This is a genomic window from Leptospira bandrabouensis (genome assembly GCF_004770905.1).
Classification (GTDB): domain Bacteria; phylum Spirochaetota; class Leptospiria; order Leptospirales; family Leptospiraceae; genus Leptospira_A; species Leptospira_A bandrabouensis.
In genome coordinates, this window is the sequence record NZ_RQHT01000014.1 from 2,067,611 (window position 1) to 2,081,034 (window position 13,424).

12 protein-coding genes are annotated in these 13,424 nt (G+C 39.8%); 7 read left to right on the top strand and 5 right to left on the bottom strand.

All coding sequences use genetic code 11. The annotated features are described in order from the left end of the window. Position 1 precedes the first annotated feature (1 nt). Positions 2-1,420 (top strand): ATP-dependent protease ATPase subunit HslU, encoded by a 1,419-nt coding sequence (gene hslU, locus EHR07_RS16825; protein WP_135746118.1) that lies wholly within the window; start codon positions 2-4, stop codon positions 1,418-1,420. 56 nt (positions 1,421-1,476) lie between these two features. Here the strand turns inward: hslU and EHR07_RS16830 are convergent, their stop codons facing one another. Further along, positions 1,477-3,339: a chorismate-binding protein gene (locus tag EHR07_RS16830; protein ID WP_135746119.1), complete on the bottom strand. Its 1,863-nt coding sequence runs from the start codon at positions 3,337-3,339 to the stop codon at positions 1,477-1,479. Next, on the bottom strand, positions 3,336-4,172 hold the full coding sequence (locus EHR07_RS16835; RefSeq protein ID WP_135746120.1) for a hypothetical protein: 837 nt from the start codon (positions 4,170-4,172) through the stop codon (positions 3,336-3,338). Before EHR07_RS16835 ends, EHR07_RS16830 begins: the two co-directional genes overlap by 4 nt. Positions 4,173-4,259: 87 nt before the next feature. Here EHR07_RS16835 and EHR07_RS16840 point away from each other — a divergent pair, with 87 nt between their 5' ends. The 6 genes from EHR07_RS16840 to EHR07_RS16865 all read left to right on the top strand — a co-directional run bounded on the left by EHR07_RS16840 (position 4,260) and on the right by EHR07_RS16865 (position 9,513). Further along, the gene (locus EHR07_RS16840; protein WP_135746121.1) at positions 4,260-4,502 is read left to right on the top strand and encodes a lipoyl domain-containing protein; all 243 of its coding nucleotides are present in this window, start codon (positions 4,260-4,262) and stop codon (positions 4,500-4,502) included. Next, complete coding sequence (locus EHR07_RS16845) at positions 4,499-5,362, top strand: metallophosphoesterase family protein (protein ID WP_135746122.1); 864 nt, start codon at positions 4,499-4,501, stop codon at positions 5,360-5,362. Before EHR07_RS16840 ends, EHR07_RS16845 begins: the two co-directional genes overlap by 4 nt. An 11-nt stretch (positions 5,363-5,373) precedes the next feature. Beyond that, a complete protein-coding gene (locus tag EHR07_RS16850; protein ID WP_135746123.1) occupies positions 5,374-6,426 on the top strand; it encodes an Mrp/NBP35 family ATP-binding protein in 1,053 nt (350 codons plus the stop codon). A gap of 47 nt (positions 6,427-6,473) precedes the next feature. Further along, positions 6,474-7,166, top strand: coding sequence for a hypothetical protein (locus EHR07_RS16855; protein ID WP_135746124.1), 693 nt, complete (start codon positions 6,474-6,476; stop codon positions 7,164-7,166). Between the two features lie 104 nt (positions 7,167-7,270). After that, the gene (locus EHR07_RS16860; protein WP_238839957.1) at positions 7,271-7,603 is read left to right on the top strand and encodes a peptide chain release factor family protein; all 333 of its coding nucleotides are present in this window, start codon (positions 7,271-7,273) and stop codon (positions 7,601-7,603) included. After that, complete coding sequence (locus EHR07_RS16865) at positions 7,585-9,513, top strand: PP2C family protein-serine/threonine phosphatase (RefSeq protein ID WP_135746126.1); 1,929 nt, start codon at positions 7,585-7,587, stop codon at positions 9,511-9,513. Before EHR07_RS16860 ends, EHR07_RS16865 begins: the two co-directional genes overlap by 19 nt. Before the next feature lie 94 nt (positions 9,514-9,607). On the opposite strand, the gene groL is transcribed toward EHR07_RS16865, so the two are convergent. The 3 genes from groL to EHR07_RS16880 form a co-directional block, all read right to left on the bottom strand. Continuing rightward, a complete protein-coding gene (groL, locus tag EHR07_RS16870; protein ID WP_135746127.1) occupies positions 9,608-11,257 on the bottom strand; it encodes a chaperonin GroEL in 1,650 nt (549 codons plus the stop codon). A gap of 22 nt (positions 11,258-11,279) precedes the next feature. Continuing rightward, the gene (gene groES / locus EHR07_RS16875) at positions 11,280-11,570 is read right to left on the bottom strand and encodes a co-chaperone GroES (RefSeq protein ID WP_004784852.1); all 291 of its coding nucleotides are present in this window, start codon (positions 11,568-11,570) and stop codon (positions 11,280-11,282) included. A 137-nt stretch (positions 11,571-11,707) separates the two neighbouring features. After that, positions 11,708-13,291 carry a helicase HerA-like domain-containing protein gene (locus EHR07_RS16880; RefSeq protein WP_135746128.1) on the bottom strand — a complete coding sequence of 528 codons (1,584 nt, stop codon included), beginning with the start codon at positions 13,289-13,291 and terminating at the stop codon, positions 11,708-11,710. Between the last annotated feature and the right edge of the window lie 133 nt (positions 13,292-13,424).

Sequence of the window (13,424 nt, forward strand, 5' to 3'; positions counted from 1 at the left end):
AATGACATACCCTACGATAATCGCAGAAGTTGCAGGATCACAAAATCCAGCTGAGGAACTAACTCCTCGTCAAATTGTAGAAAAATTAGATGAACATATCATTGGGCAAACCAAAGCCAAACGTGCTGTGGCAGTGGCCCTTCGCAATCGTTCCAGACGTCGTAAACTCGACGAGTCTCTAAGAGAAGAAATTTATCCGAAAAATATCATTATGATTGGACCCACAGGTGTAGGAAAAACGGAAATTGCACGTCGACTGTCAAAGTTATGTGGTGCACCTTTTTTAAAAGTAGAAGCCACTAAGTATACGGAAGTAGGTTATGTTGGTCGCGATGTAGAATCCATGATTCGTGATTTGGCAATGGGTGCGTTGAATTTGGTGAAAGCCGAATTTCGAGACCGTGTCAAAGACAAAGCTACAGAAAAGGCGGAAGAGATAATCCTCGATGCCATTTTACCTCCCATCTTCCATAAAAAAGAGGAAGACCTAAATCCAGAGGAAAAAGAAAGACAATCCAGTTATAAAGAATCTAGAGAAAAGTTTAGAGAAAAACTTCGGAAAGGTATCTTAAATGATAGGGAAATTGAAATCGATATTCCCAAACCTTCGGCGCCAACGGGAATGCCCATGTTGCAAGTGTTTGGTGCCGGGAATATGGAAGATATGGACAACCAATTACAAAGTTTACTCGGTGATTTGATGCCGAAAAAATCGGGCAAACGAAAAGTAAAAGTAATTGATGCTGGGAAACTTCTCACCGAATCGGAAGCAGAAAAACTAATCGATGCTGACAAAATCCAATCGGAAGCCGTGAGGCGTGTGGAAGAGATGGGAATTATCTTTTTAGATGAAATTGATAAAATTGCCGGTCGGGAAGGAAGACAAGGTGCCGATGTATCCCGGGAAGGAGTCCAAAGAGACTTACTTCCTATCGTCGAAGGATCGACAGTGAATACAAAGATTGGTCCGATTAAAACCGATCATATTCTTTTTATCGCGGCAGGTGCCTTTCATATGACAAAACCATCTGACCTGATTCCGGAACTCCAAGGTCGGTTTCCCATTCGTGTGGAGCTGGAAACACTCACAGAATCTGATTTTATCAAAATCCTTACCACTCCCAAATCTTCTCTCACCAAACAATATGAAGCCCTTCTTGCCACAGAAGGTGTAAAAATCAACTACACAACGGACGGGATTGCCGAGATTGCCAAACTAGCGTTTCAGATGAATGAAAAAAATGAAAACATTGGGGCAAGAAGACTCAATACCATTATGGAAAAACTATTAGAAGATACAAGTTTTGATGCACCTGACTTGCCTGAAGACCAAAAAGAGGTTGTTATTAACGAAAGTTATGTGTCATCCAAACTAAAAGGAATCATCGAAGATAAGGACTTAAGCCGGTTCATTTTATAATTTAAAAGAGGCAAATCCACTATTTGCCTCTTTCGATTTCTTTTAATGTTTATCAGTTAATGAACCAGATCCACTTTTTCAAAACCGCGAAGGGAATTCCCGACAAGGATTTCTTCCGCATCTAACAAATCTGATTGGAAAAGATCCGTTTCTTTGACCCATCCCTTTCGGAGTAGCGCTTCTCGGAACACACCGGGGAGGCCGCCGGTTTCCAGTGTTGGGGTAAACCAAAACTTTCCTTTTTTCAAAAATAGATTTCGAATATTGGTTTCTAGGATCCGCCCATCCTGATCATACAAAACACAGTCATCAATGGATTTGGTTTTGCATTCATCTAACATCTTTTGATAAAAAGACCTGTTTGTTGTTTTGTGGTATAAAAACAAATCGTTGGAATCCACGGGCCGACTCGCTAGTCCAAGTCGGATTCTCGGGCGAAATTTAGGTTTTGTGTGCGGAAAACTTTCCAAACGAAATTCTCCCTTTTCATTTAGTAAAAACCGTAGTCGAAAAACACCTTCGTCTTTGTAAGAATGGTTATGTGTTTTTAAACAGGCCTCCGCCTTTTGTTTAGAAAAGGGATAACCAAAACGATTTGCCGTTTCTTCCATTCGTTCCAAGTGGAGATCTTTTAAAAAATAATGTCCTTTTCTGAATCGTATCGTTTCTAAAATTTCAAAAGAGGGAGGGTTGGGGTTAGTGATGAACTTTAGTTTGGATAGGCATTCCTTATACTCTGCCTCGGCTTCGGAAAGAACTGTAATCCCACTTCCCACTCCATAGTTTCCTTTCCAAAGATTGTTTTCTTTTTTTAAATGTAAGGTTCGAATCGTAACATTGGAACGAACCCAAGGAACACCATCTAACATTTCCGAGACGAAGATGGATCCTGTATACAATCCCCTGTTTGTGTTTTCTAGTTCTCGTAAAAGTTCAAAGGATCTTTTTTTCGGTGCACCAATCACAGAGCCTGAAGGAAAAAGTGCCTGAAGGACGGGAAACCAAGAAAAAGGATTTTTTAATTTGGCTTCCACTTTGGAAACCATCTGCCAAACCGTTTCCAGACCTTTGATTAAAAAAAGATCGGTAACTTTCACTGTTCCTTGTTTGGCGATCCTTCCCAAGTCGTTTCGATATAAATCCGTAATCATTACATTTTCGGCTTTTTCTTTGTCAGAAGTTGCGAGTTGTGATTTATATTCTTTATCTTGTTTGGATGTAAAACCTCGAAGGATTGTTCCTTTCATAGGTTCTGTTTTTATTTTATCGCCATTTACTTCAAAAAAAAGTTCTGGTGATAAAGAGAGAGTCCTTGTATCTAAAAAAGGATAATAAACAGAGTATTTTGTTTTTTGTTTTGCTTTTAACGATTGGTAGTATAAAAACAAATCCCCTTCGATGGAAATCGAAACGGGAAAACATAAATTCAATTCATAACTTTCACCAAGTAAAAGTGCTTCTCTTGTTTTTTTAAATCGTTCTTTGTAGGTTTCTTTATCCCATAAGGCAGTTATATTTTTTAATGCCGTGTTTTCAAGGTTGAGAAAAGAAGGTTTCGGATACTTGATTCTTTTTTTTTGTTTGTAAATGGAATATTGGAGGAGGGGAGTTCCTTCTGCGAGAGAAGAATGTTTTAAATTCAATCCTTCGATAAAAAAATACCCAAGTTCAAAAAATAAGGCACCACAAGGATAAAATCCTTTCTCTCGGTAGTCGTCTAACTTGGATAAGTTTTTTATGATGGTTTCTGCGACTGGTTCTTTTTCTGTATAGAGGATTTCTATTTCCTCATGTAAGTCAAAATACCAATCGCAAATGGTAAAACCTGGTTCATTACGAGAGTCTTCAAAGAGAAGGCCACCAATATTTCGGTATTCTTTCTCAAAAGACTCCCAAGTAAATTCTGAAACCTGTATCAAAACTCCATCTTTTGGAGAGCCTCTAACGGATAGTTGAGGTACACCGTCGTTGTTTTTTTACTGGTTTGGATATCGAAACATTCCAATGGATCAAGTCCTAAGTTATAAAAACCTTCATCAATCATTGCAATTCCAAACCCAGCACTTTCTTTTTCATCCAAAAAGTCAGGCCTGAAAAATTCAGCAGAATTTCCTTGTTTGGCAAGTTCCGCATGTCTTTCTCTACTTTTGCGAATTCGGTTTAAATCCATTCCCATAATGGGGGAATCATTTCTAATTCGAATGTAAACTGATGTTGGTCTGATTTCAATTTTCATTGAAATTTTTAGATCATATTTTTTTACCTTTTCTCTAACAATTGTTAAGAATTCTTTTTCGTCTACAGAGAGGTTGTGTTTTTTTGATCTTTTTTTATCCGATAAAGTTAGAATCTTTTGAACCACTTTTTTGATTTTATCTGGCACAATGTAACGTTGCATTGCATCCCGAAGTGGTTCTGTTTCTAAAATAATGTCGAGTAACTCTTCTGCTTCTTCTTCTGGAGTTTGTCCCTGTGCTGTGAGTTTATTCAAAAGTTCATCTTGAAAAATCACAAAACGCGTGTTTGCTTTTACAGCATTTAAGAGGGCTTCCATCAGACCGCTAAACAAATGAAATGAAGTAAGAGGATTTGCACCTACTCGGTTTAAGATTCCTTGAACTACTTCATTGACGATATCTCGTGTTGACTTGGTCAGACCTTTTAGTTCAAAATGGAAATAGTCCTTTTGAATCAACTCGTCCAAGTTTTCGATGATTTCGGTGCCTTTATATTTGATTTTCTCGTTTCCCATTGAGGTTCGCTAAACTTTTATGTTAAAAAAACGGGAAAACAGGGTTTTGTAAACCAGTTTTCAATTCCGTGACAAAGGATTGTGTCCATGAAAGAATTCCTTTTAAAAACTCCAGATTTGGGTGATACAGAAAAGATCGAATTGGTTCGTTGGCTCCGAAAGGAAGGTGATTCCGTATCCCAAGGGGACGAAATGATCGAACTTGTCACCGACAAAGCCGCCTTTCCCGTCGAATCTCCCTATTCAGGAATCCTAAAAAAAATCATAATGGAAGAAGGATCGGTAGTGAAAAAAGGAGATATCCTCGGAATCATGGATATTAACGAATGAAAATCCTCCATATTTCTGACTTACATTTCCCGAAGAAACTTCCTTTGTTTTCTCTTCGTGGAAAAGCTATTGTCGGATACCTCAGCTACCGGTTGAGACGAAAATCAAAACATCCACTTGTACTGATTTCTGCTATGGTTGAAGCTATTAGCAAATTAGAATATGATGCACTTATCATCTCTGGTGATTTGACAAATGTTTCTCATCCAGGTGAGTTTCAAAATGCAAAAGAAATTTTAAGTCCTCTGCTTACTGAAAAAACATTTATCATTCCCGGAAATCATGACCGTTACCACAAACGAGCCGTTGGACCAAACCCCTTATTTGAAAAAACATTCAGTGAATGGCTTGGGACCTCTCTTGATTCCAAATTATACATTCGCTCTAAAAAAATTGGTGGGAAATTGTTTATAGGATGGGATTCTAATTATGCCATTCCGAGGATCACTGCCAGTGGTTACGTATCTCCCGAGATCATCGATAAAACTCTTAACCATGTTACAGAACCTTATGTTCTTGTATGCCACCATCCCCTTTGGAATCCCAAAACGGAAATTGAATCCAAAACACATCAGATGACTAACAGAGCTGAGGTGGTAGAGAAATTAAAAACCAATCCTCCTGAGTTGTATTTACATGGTCATACACATACCAATTGGGTGAAACTCCCAGGGCCTAACACTTCTTTTCCCATTGTAAACTCAGCATCGAGTACTAGACTCTCAGATAGAAACCATGAATGTGGATTTCACTTAATTGAGATGGAGAAATCAACACATTACCGTCGTTTTATTTATTCCGAAGACAAATTTATCGAGACTAATCCAATTTTTTACGAAGAATCGGAAGGGGTCATCTAAAAGGACAAACTATGGCTAATTCAAAAATCGACTTAACAACAATCCAAAGACAACTCATGCAAGTAAAACACCCTGAGTTAAAAAAAGATATCGTAAGTTTGGGAATGGTTGCATCTGTAACTCCTACAGATGATGGAATTGAAATCTTAATCAAAACACCAAATGCTGACAGACGATTACAAATCGGACTGGAAGCACAAACAAGACAGCTTATTTCCAAAATCGAAGGTGCAGGAAAGGTCAAAATCAAATTTGAAGTAGACCAAAACCTAAAGATGGAAGATGGAAATCGCATTATTGGTGTTAAAAAGGTAATTGCTGTCGGATCCGGAAAAGGTGGGGTTGGAAAATCAACTGTCACTGCAAACCTTGCTTCCACTCTTGCACGTAACGGCAAGAAGGTGGGGATTCTTGATGCAGATATCTACGGCCCTTCGCTTGGTAAGATGTTTGGAATCAATGGTCGCGTTGCTTTAAAATCCGAAGAAGATAAAATTTATCCCATTGAAAAACATGGAATCAAACTGATTTCTTTTTCCTTTCTTGTAACAGAAGACCAACCAGTCGTTTGGCGTGGACCCATGCTTGGAAAAGCCATTGAACAGTTCTTATACGATGTTGTCTGGGGAGAGTTGGATTATTTATTTATTGACTTACCTCCGGGAACAGGAGATGTCCAACTGTCACTCGCCCAACTCATTGATTTGGACGGGGCGGTGATTGTGACAACTCCGCAAGAAGTAGCAGTCCTTGATGCAGGGCGTGCTGCGGCGATGTTTAAACAAGTAAAAGTACCAATTCTCGGAATTGTGGAAAACATGTCAGGTTTTGCTTGCCCTAAATGCGGTCATGTAACTGATGTTTTCTCCAAAGGGGGAGGGGAAAAACTTTCGAAACAAGTAGGAGTACCGGAACTTGGCTCTGTTCCTTTGACTTTGGATGTGATGAGTTCTGGAGAATCTGGAAAACCAGCCCTACTTGACGCAAAAGATTCCCCATTGCAACAGGCTTATTTCCGCATTGCAAAAAATTTGGAAGACCAAATAGCCCAGTGGGAAGATTAAAAATCACTTGTTTCTTCTTCCGTCTTTCTTAGTCTAAAGGATATACTATGAATTTTGAACGCGGTTCCAAACCAAATCCTACAGGTAACTTAATCGCATACTGCCATGTATTCGGAGAAAACCCGATTGCTCCCGGTGGTAAAATCATAGCATCGAATGTGGTAGTTAGTTTCTTAAAAATAGGGGACAACTACCCGGTGGTTACCTTCCCGCCAGTGGCTCTTCCTTCTAAAGAGGAGCTTATGAAAATCCTCTCTGATAACATCCATTTGTACGATGTAGTACAACTCCCGGATTTTCAAATGCCAGAGAACAAGGAATCTGCTAACCAATACATCCAAGAGAGAATGGAACAGTTCAACTCCATGGTGATGCGTTATGTGGAGTTTTGTAAGGCCAAAGAAAAGAAAACACAAACCACAAGTCTTACTGAACATCTAGAGCAGGTGAGTGAACCTTTGGAAACATTGGCAAGTCTTTCCTTAGAATTTAGAAATACATCAGGAATTGCTAGGGAAGCTACTAGGTTAAAAATGGAAAGGATCGTAGACTACTTCCATAACAACCATCCTACTCTTGATATTGATAATTTTAAAAAAGCTCTCACGGTTCCAGGAAAAATGGGTGATGAACTCATTGGACTTTACATACAAAAGTTCAATGCGATTCAAATTGAAAATTATGAGACGGCTTCTGATCTTAGAAAACGCATTTTAGAAATTGAATCATCTGCTCATTGATCCTTAGGAAAAAAATTTCTTGACCAAATCTATTTAAACTCTATCCTCAAATGCCCTTAACCTTTCCCGTTTCTGTTGAAAAGAATTTATCACTACAGAGACGGATGGAAGTACTAGGAATTACAGAAGCGGATCTTAAAGAACGTTTTGTAAAGTCTAGTGGTAAAGGCGGACAAAACGTAAATAAGGTTTCTACTGCCGTACATTTGGTTCACACACCTTCTGGGAAACAAATCAAATGTTCCGTCTATAGAACCCAAGGTCTTAACCGTTATAAAGCGAGAGATTTGTTATGTTTGGAATTGGAAAAAGAAATGGATCCTTCTAAATCCGACTCTGACTTACAAAAACTGCGAAAGAAAAAACAAGATAAGTATCGCAAATCTTTGAAGAAGAAGTTGGAGATAAAAAAATCGGAATGGAACGAACCTATGTAAAATCATATTTCATTGTTCTTATTTTCCCTATCTTTTTTGTATCTTGTTTTGATTCTTTTCTCCCTTACCAATCTTTAAAGTGGTCTCTCGGATGGGAATACCGATTTCTAACACAAGAGGAATTAGTCCATTTTAGTCCAGGGATAGAGGACCTCTCCTTAGAATACCAAACCTACACTATACCTTATGTAAGTTTAGAAAAATCTAGTTCAAAATATTTATCAGCTCGGATACGGTTTCGTGATTCGATGGGATATGAAGAATCAGCGTTATTGTTATATGGGCTTGTTACTTTTTTTGATGCCTATTGTGGAGAGGTAAAGTTACAATCTCAGTTTTTTTACTCCACAATGGAAAAAGATTCGGCAAATCCAAAATTAAATATTACATATAACCGAAGTTTTGTGCCAATCCTCTCCCTTCCCAAAGAATGTTTAGGTAATTATGTTTATATCGTATTTTTTTCCGAAGGTATTCTACCAATTGGTTTTTCGGAACCTCCTCTTTTGGGAGATCCAACCGAACATCAAAAAGCTATTGCCAATAGAAGCCAGTCTTTTGCCTCTTTAGGATTTTTCTTTTTAGTCCTTGGATTATTTTCCTTCTATCTTTTCGAAAGGCGAAAGAAAAAACAACTACTTGCGTTTACTTGGTTTTCTTCTATATCGGGGATTCACTTTTTATCACAGTCTGGATTTTTTGGATTATTCTATTATGATTCGATCCTTCCTAGTTTTATCATTTTTATTTTTACATTGTTTTTAATTCCTATCAGTTGTTTGTATTTTTTTGAACAATTGGTTGGTTCTGGAAGATGGAATGTCATTCGAATGTTGTGGCAGTTTCATGTTTTGTTTTCGATTGTGATTCTTGCTTTAGCATTTACAGAAACGATACCACTGTCACTTGCGATTATCACTTTTGTTTGGTTGTGTTTGCCTACACTCGTGGTTCAAATCATAGTTGCTTGGGGACAAGTTTCTGCCAAAAAACCAAAGGCCATTTTGTTAGTGATAGGAGCTTCGGCTCTATTTATCCTCAATGCACATGATATTTTATCCTCTCTTGGAATTTTGGATTCAGTCCCAAGGTCCTCCCATTGGGGATTTTTTATTTTTGTAGTTTGTCTCACTCTGTATGGGGAAAATTTATTTCGTAATTCCGAGGTAAAGTATGCAACTTTACAGAAAGAAATCATTACCGCTGCCAGAATTCAAAGTGCTATTTTACCTCCTTCTCCTCCTCATTGGGACCAAATGGATATTTCTGTGTATTACCAACCTTCTCACGAGGTAGGAGGGGACTTTTACGACTTTCAGGCATTAGGTGGAAAAAAGTATGGGATACTCATTGCGGATGTCGTAGGGCATGGACTTGGTGCCTCCATCATTGCTTCGCTTTCTAAGTTTGCTTTTTTTACAGCATACAAAGATTGGGGGAATCCATCTTTTTTACTAACAGCAATGAACGAAGATTTGGTGAAAAAATCTTTTGGTCGTTTTACAACGGCGACCTACTTTTATATCGATCTGGAATCGAGGAAGTTTATGGTTTCCAGTGCTGGCCACCCTTCCTTTTTTCATTGGAAAGCCCAGTCAAAAGAACTTGTGGAAATTAAACCCAAAGGAAAACCACTTGGAATTCTTTCGGGGCTTACTTATGGAGAAGAGGAATATAGTTTTGGGCCTGGGGACCAATTTTTATTTTATACGGACGGACTTACCGAAGAGGAAAATGCAGACCGATTGGAATACGGCGATAAACGTCTTGCTAGATCCTTTTTAGAAACGATCACCAAACAATCTTTAGATCCAATGGCTAATATTCTTGAAAACTTTCATTATTTTACGGGTCTTTCAGGTGCTCCCCACGATGATATCACCATCATCCATTTACATCTGAAGGAATAAAAAAAGCCTTGGAAGTAACTCCAAGGCTTTGGTCTTTCGGTCTGACGATTTCCATAAGAGATCGACGGACCTGGAAAGAGAATGTGCGAATGATTTACATCATGCCGCCCATTCCTCCCATACCACCCATTCCTCCCATGCCGCCCATTCCAGCACCAGCAGCATCTTTCGGCTCAGGTTTGTCTGTAATGGTCACTTCAGTGGTGAGGATCATCGCTCCAATCGAAGCTGCATTTTGAAGGGCAGAACGAACTACTTTCGCAGGGTCAACCACACCAGCTTTGATTAGGTCTTCCCAAACCATAGTGAGTGCGTTAAATCCTTCGTTTCCTTTTTTCGCACGAGCTTGTTCCACAATCACAGATCCTTCAAGACCTGCATTGGAAGTGATCATACGAATAGGTTCTTCTAATGCGCGTAAGATGATGTTAGCACCTGTTTGTTCGTCACCAGTAAGTTTAAGAGCTTTTACTGCATCTTGTGCACGTAGTAGTGTGAGTCCACCACCAGGAACAATTCCTTCTTCCACAGCAGCACGAGTTGCAGAAAGAGCATCTTCTACACGAGCTTTTTTCTCTTTCATTTCGACTTCAGTAGCCGCACCAACGTGGATCACAGCAACACCACCAGCAAGTTTTGCAAGACGTTCTTGGAGTTTTTCACGATCGTAATCAGAAGTTGTATCTTCGATTTGTTTTTTGATTTGGTTTACGCGGCCTTGGATGTCTTTAGAAGCTCCAGCACCTTCGATGATGGTTGTGTTTTCTTTGTCCACTACCACTTTTTTAGCGCGACCAAGCATCTTCACATCAGCGTTTTCTAGTTTCATTCCGAGGTCTTCAGAAATCACTTGTCCACCAGTAAGGATGGCAATGTCTTCTAACATTGCTTTTCTTCTGTCACCAAACCCTGGAGCTTTTACAGCCACACATTGGATAGTTTTACGAAGAGTGTTTACCACGATAGTAGCAAGAGCTTCGCCTTCTACTTCTTCTGCGATGATAACAAGTGGTCTTCCCGCTTGTGCAATTTTTTCAAGCACAGGGAGAAGGTCTTTCATCGAAGCAATTTTTTTGTCGTAAATTAAGATGAATGGATCGTTAAAAGTAGCGATCATTGCTTCTGGATCTGTTACCATATAAGGGGAAACATATCCACGATCAAATTGCATACCCTCTACGATATCAAGAGTAGTTTCAATTGATTTTGCTTCATCAACAGTGATCACACCTTCTTTACCTACTTTGTCAAAAGCTTGCGCAATGAGGTTACCGATTTCTGGATCATTGTTTGCAGAGATAGTTGCAACATTTGCGTATTCTGCTTTGCTATTGATTTTAATAGCGTGTTTTTTGATTTCTTCTACAGCTGCAAGAACTGCTTTGTCAATCCCGTGTTTAAGAGCCATTGGGTTTGCACCCGCAGTTACGTTTTTCAAACCTTCGTTGATGATGGCTTGTGCAAGGATGGTTGCAGTGGTTGTTCCGTCGCCTGCGATGTCGTTAGTTTTTGTAGAAACTTCCTTCACCATTTGCGCGCCCATGTTTTCAATTGCATCTTCTAATTCGATTTCTTTTGCAACTGTCACACCGTCTTTTGTGATGGTAGGGGAACCAAATTTTTTGTCGATGACTACGTTACGACCTTTTGGTCCGAGAGTCACCTTTACTGCGTTAGCGAGTTTGTTTACTCCACTAAGAAGTTTTCTACGTGCTGATTCATCAAATTCAATTGTTTTAGCCATGATTGATTATTTCCTTTTAGATTTAGTTTGTCACAACACCGAGGATGTCGCTTTCACGGATAATGAGTAGATCACGTCCGCCTTGTTTGATCTCTGTTCCGGAGTATTTTCCGTAGAGAACTGTATCTCCTACCTTTACCTCTAAAGGAACGAGTTTTCCGTCTTCATAACGACCTTGTCCTACGGCGATGACTTTCCCTTCTTGTGGTTTTTCTTTCGCTGTGTCTGGTACGATGATGGATCCGATTTTTTCTTCCGACTCATTCTTTGGCTCTACGACCACTCGGTCGCCTAAAGGTTTGATTGATGCCATGAGTAACTCCTTGTATGCAATCTACTAATGATTCCGAGTTTAGCAACAATCTAAAAAGAGTGCTAAACTCTGGTACCATCAAATGATTCGGCCTAGGATTCGTCAAGCACTTTCAATCGAAGAGTGCTAATGGAGACTTAGAATCCGAAAAGTCCGGTTTTTTTGCGTTTGGAGCCTCGTTTGGGAGTGACGCCGAGCATTCCAAGGAGGCCGCGAGTGACCTCTTTGGCGACCGTGCGACCGACTTCCCGAGCCAGTGGGTTTTTGGAAAGGGTTTCCACAAAACTAGGGTCTTCTTTTTCCTTGGATCGTTTGGACTTGGTTTTCTTCTCACCTGACTCCTCTTCGGCGGCCTCTGTTTCGTCGGCAATGGTTTCCATTTTTTTAGATAGCATTTCGTGGGCACTTTCCCGGTCGAGGGTGGTTTCGTATTTTTTCACCAGGTCAGATTTTTTGATTTTGGAATTCAGCTCGTCTGGTGTCAAAGTTCCCATCCGAGAAGCAGGTGGCGCAAGCAAGGTATGAACCAGTGGAGTCGGACTTCCTTTGGGGCTAAGGGCTGTAATAAAAGCCTCCCCAATCCCCAGTGTGGTGATCACTTCTTTGGTGTCATAAAATTCTGTTTCGGGATAGTTTTCCGAAGCGGTTTTAATCGCCTTTCGGTCGTTAGCTGTAAAAGCCCGAAGTGCATGTTGGATTTTAAGACCAAGTTGTCCTAAAATTTCTTTAGGTATGTCTGTAGGGGATTGGGTACAAAAAATAATACCCACACCTTTGGAACGAATGAGTCGCACCATGGTTTCTAGTTGTTTGAGTAAGTCATTTGAAGCTTCATCAAAAACCAAATGGGCTTCATCAATGAATAAAACTAGTTTTGGTTTTTCCAAATCTCCTTCTTCAGGAAAGGTCGCATAAATTTCTGTGAGAAGAGATAACATAAACGTAGAGAATAGGCGTGGTTTGGTTTGAATGTCTGTGAGGCGAATGATGGATACATTTCCTTTTTTGGATTTTGAAAGCATAAGATCATTCACATCAAAAGATGGTTCCCCAAAAAAATCTTCCCCCCCTTGGCCTTCGAGTTCGATCAGTTTTCGTAAGATGATAGAGATACTTTGGGAAGAAACGGTTCCGTATTCTTTTTCCAATTCTTCTTTTCCTGCATCATTGATGTACTGCAGGGCTTTTTTAAAATCTTTGGTATCAAGGATGGGAAGACCCAAGTCATCACAGTATTTGAAAACAAGAGAGACTACGCTACTTTGTGTATCATTTAATTCCAAAATCCGAGAAATCAGGACAGGTCCAAATTCGGCAATGGTGGCCCGAAGCCGAACCCCAGGTTCCGCAGAAAGGGATAAAAATTCTACTGGATAAGAAGAAGGTTTCCACTCGATCCCAAGGGCTTTGGTTCGCTCTTTAATTTTGTCATTTTCTTCACCTGACTCGGCAAGGCCCGAAAGGTCCCCTTTGATGTCCATGAGCACAACGGGAACTCCCGCCTCAGAAAGTGCCTCCGTTAGGAGTTGTAAGGTTTTGGTTTTACCGGTTCCTGTGGCACCAGCAATCAGACCGTGCCGGTTGAGTGTGGCAAGAGGGATAGAAACGGAAGCTTCTTTATGTGTTTCCCCATCGAAGACTCCTGCGCCTAAATAAAGCGCCCCTTGGGTCGGATATCCTTCCTTAATTTTAGAAACAAATGCATCTGATTTTTTAGACATTACTTCCCCCGAATCCTCTATTCCTTGGAGTTTTGAATCCCTCGTCAATGTTTTCTATGACAAGATTCTAGTGGGGTGATAGGTCCAAAAAATTAGGACAGAAAGAATAAATTTCTCGTACACGTACTAATAT

Coding starts and splice junctions, on each gene's coding strand:
- hslU (WP_135746118.1), top strand. CDS start 2: ATGACATACCCTACGATAATCGCAGAAGTTGCAGGATCACAAAATCCA.
- EHR07_RS16835 (WP_135746120.1), bottom strand. CDS start 4,172: ATGGGAAACGAGAAAATCAAATATAAAGGCACCGAAATCATCGAAAAC.
- EHR07_RS16840 (WP_135746121.1), top strand. CDS start 4,260: ATGAAAGAATTCCTTTTAAAAACTCCAGATTTGGGTGATACAGAAAAG.
- EHR07_RS16845 (WP_135746122.1), top strand. CDS start 4,499: ATGAAAATCCTCCATATTTCTGACTTACATTTCCCGAAGAAACTTCCT.
- EHR07_RS16850 (WP_135746123.1), top strand. CDS start 5,374: ATGGCTAATTCAAAAATCGACTTAACAACAATCCAAAGACAACTCATG.
- EHR07_RS16855 (WP_135746124.1), top strand. CDS start 6,474: ATGAATTTTGAACGCGGTTCCAAACCAAATCCTACAGGTAACTTAATC.
- EHR07_RS16860 (WP_238839957.1), top strand. CDS start 7,271: ATGGAAGTACTAGGAATTACAGAAGCGGATCTTAAAGAACGTTTTGTA.
- EHR07_RS16865 (WP_135746126.1), top strand. CDS start 7,585: ATGGAACGAACCTATGTAAAATCATATTTCATTGTTCTTATTTTCCCT.
- groL (WP_135746127.1), bottom strand. CDS start 11,257: ATGGCTAAAACAATTGAATTTGATGAATCAGCACGTAGAAAACTTCTT.
- groES (WP_004784852.1), bottom strand. CDS start 11,570: ATGGCATCAATCAAACCTTTAGGCGACCGAGTGGTCGTAGAGCCAAAG.
- EHR07_RS16880 (WP_135746128.1), bottom strand. CDS start 13,291: ATGTCTAAAAAATCAGATGCATTTGTTTCTAAAATTAAGGAAGGATAT.